The following is a 2,834-nucleotide window of genomic DNA, read 5'->3' as shown; positions in this document are numbered from 1 at the left end:
GGCGGCGGCATCGCGGCGCGGTCGGTCTTGCGGTTGGGCGTTATCGGAAACTGCACGAGGGCCACGATCCGCGCCGGGACCATGAAGGCCGGCAGCCGCGCCGCCAGCGCCGCGCGCAGCCCCGCCTCGTCGATCGGTGCCGCGGTTTCGAGATAGGCGACGAGCCGCGCGTCGCCGGGGCGATCCTCGCGCAGAAGCACCACGCTCGGCCCCAGTCCCGAGACCATATCGATCACGGCCTCGATCTCACCGGGTTCGATCCGGTGGCCGCGCAGCTTCACCTGGGCGTCGGCCCGGCCAAGGTATTCGAGCGTCCCGTCCGCGCGCCAGCGCGCGAGATCGCCGGTCTCGTAGATCCGCTCGCTGGGCCGGAACGGATCGGGGCGAAACCGCGCCCGCGTCAGATCGGCCCGGCCCCAGTAGCCGCGCGCCACCCCCGCGCCGCCGATCCACAGCGCGCCCGGCGCCCCCACCGGGCAGGGCGTCATCGCCGCGTCGAGCACGTAAGCGCTGGTGTTGCGGATCGGCGTGCCGATCACCGACGTGGGGGCATCCGCTGTCACCCGCCGCGTTGTCGACCAGATCGTGGTTTCGGTCGGGCCATACATGTTCTCGATCCAGCCGACCCCGGCGCCGCGCAGCTCCTCGGCCAGCGCCGCGGGCAGCGCCTCTCCGCCCAGCATGAGATGCGACAACCGACCAAGTGCCGCGCGGCTGGTCTCGTCGGCCACCAGCATCCGCGCCATCGAGGGGGTGCATTGCAGGTGGGTCACGCCGTGGCGGCGGATCTGCGCTGCGATCGAGCGGTCCTCATCGGTCGGTGCCTCCGCCTCGCCCGGCGCCGCATCCACCAGCGCCGCAAGGCGCGGCAGCCCCGCCAGGACCCGGTCCGGCGCGATGCCGAAATCGATCAGGCAGGCGATCTCGTCGACCCCGATCGCGCGCAGCTGCGCCAGCCGCGCCGCGCCGTCCTCGATGGTGCCGAACAGGCCTTGGGTCTCGAAATAGCGCGCGAAGGCGTGTTCGAGCACCGCCTCCATCTCCTCGGGCGTCAGCGCATCGGGGTCGACCGCCCCGTCGGCTCCGCGCCGGATCGCCGGAAAGGCCGCCGCGTGGCTGGCGATCAACTCGGCGGCAGAGCGCAGATAGGCCTTCATCGGGCCGCGCGCCACATCGCGGGCGGCCTCGCGGCTCTCATCGAGATAGCTGTGCAGCATCACCGTCACGCGGAAGGCCGAAGGGTCGTGCCCCGCCTCGGCCAGCGCCGCGCGCCAGTCGGCAATCCTCGCCGCCAGATCCTCGATGCTCTGCCCCAGAAGGTGGGTGAGCACGTTGGCCCCGATCCGCCCCGCCTCGCGCCAGCTGTCGGGATTGCCCGCGATGGTGAGCCACAAGGGCAGCTCGGGCTGCACCGGGCGGGGCCGTGTCGTCACCTCCTGCAGGCTGCCGTCGGCGCGGGGAAAGGCCACCGCCTCGCCGCGCCACAGCCGGCGCACCGCGTCGATGCTGCTTTGCAAGGCGGCGCGGTTGTCCGGCGGCGCAGTCTCGGGACGCAGCACGAAGTCGCCGGGCTGCCAGCCCGCTGCCATCGCCAGCCCCGCGCGCCCGCCCGAGAGCCGGTCGATCACCGCCCAATCCTCGGCGATGCGCGCCGGATGGTGCAGCGGCGCCACGCAGCTGCCCGCCCGGATCGCCAGCCGCGAGGTGACGGCGGCGACGGCGGCGCCGGTGACGGCGGGGTTGGGATAGGCGGCACCGAAGCCGTGGAAGTGTCGCTCCGGCGTCCAGACCGCCTCGAAGCCATGCGCATCGGCAAAGCGCGCGCCCTCCAGCAGCAGCCGGTAATCCGCCGTGTCGCTGTCCTCGTGACCCCAGTAGAACAGGCTGAGCGCCGGCCCTGCCGGTTTCGCCGCCGCACTGGGCCCGGAGGAGGTGAGCAGCCGCTCCTCCTCGCCCTGGATCACCACCGTCATCCCGCGCGACAGGGTCCACATGAGCTCCAGCACCGAGATGTCGAAGGAGACCGAGGTCACGGCGAGGAGCACGTCGCCGGGTACATGCGGCACCCGGTCGTCCATCCCGGCAAAGAAGTTCATCACCTGCCGGTGTTCGATCATCACCCCCTTGGGACGGCCGGTCGAGCCGGAGGTATAGATCAGATAGGCCAGATCGCCCGGTCCGGCCCGCGCCGGGATCGGCCCGGCCGCGGCTTGCGCGAGGCGCGAATCACCGAGCCGCAGCAGCTGCGCCGCGCCCGTCGGCAGCCCGGCGGGATCCTCGCCCTCGCAGATCACCAGCCCGGCGCGGCTGTCCTCGAGGTAGAAGGCCAGCCGTTCGGCCGGGTAGTTCGGGTCGAGCGGCACATAGGCCGCACCGGATTTCAGCACCGCGAGCATCGCCACGACCATCTCGGCCGAGCGCCGCAGGTGCAGCCCGACATGACGGCCCGGGCCCGCGCCCATCTCGATCAGCACCCGCGCCATGCGGTTGGCGCGCGCCTCCAGATCGGCATGACTCAGCCGCTCGGCACCACAGATCAGCGCCGGGGCCTCGGGGCTGCGCCGCGCCCGCGCGGCGATGGCGGCATCGATCGTGCCCTCGGGGATCGCGCCTCGGGTCGCGTTCCAGCCCTCGACCACCAGATCGCGCTCACCCGGCCCGGTTATGGGCAGGTTCGACAGGACAAGGCCCGGCGCTTCCGCCCCGGCGGCGAGCAGCGCATCGAGCCGCTCGACCAGCAGATCCAGCGCGCCGGGCAGCAGCGCTCCGGGGGCGGCCTGCAGGCGCCCGGTTTCGGAGTCGAGGGCGAGCAGCGCCCCCTTCGGGCAGGCCCC

General features: G+C 73.0%; 1 protein-coding gene. It reads right to left on the bottom strand.

The window, feature by feature from the left end; all coding sequences use genetic code 11:
* Nucleotides 1–2,834: MupA/Atu3671 family FMN-dependent luciferase-like monooxygenase (locus tag NHG85_RS09255; protein ID WP_253331708.1), on the bottom strand; the 2,834-nt coding region annotated here is incomplete at both ends.

Source organism: Limimaricola litoreus (assembly GCF_024159025.1).
GTDB lineage: Bacteria > Pseudomonadota > Alphaproteobacteria > Rhodobacterales > Rhodobacteraceae > Limimaricola > Limimaricola litoreus.
This window is presented reverse-complemented; position numbering and strand designations above follow the sequence as displayed.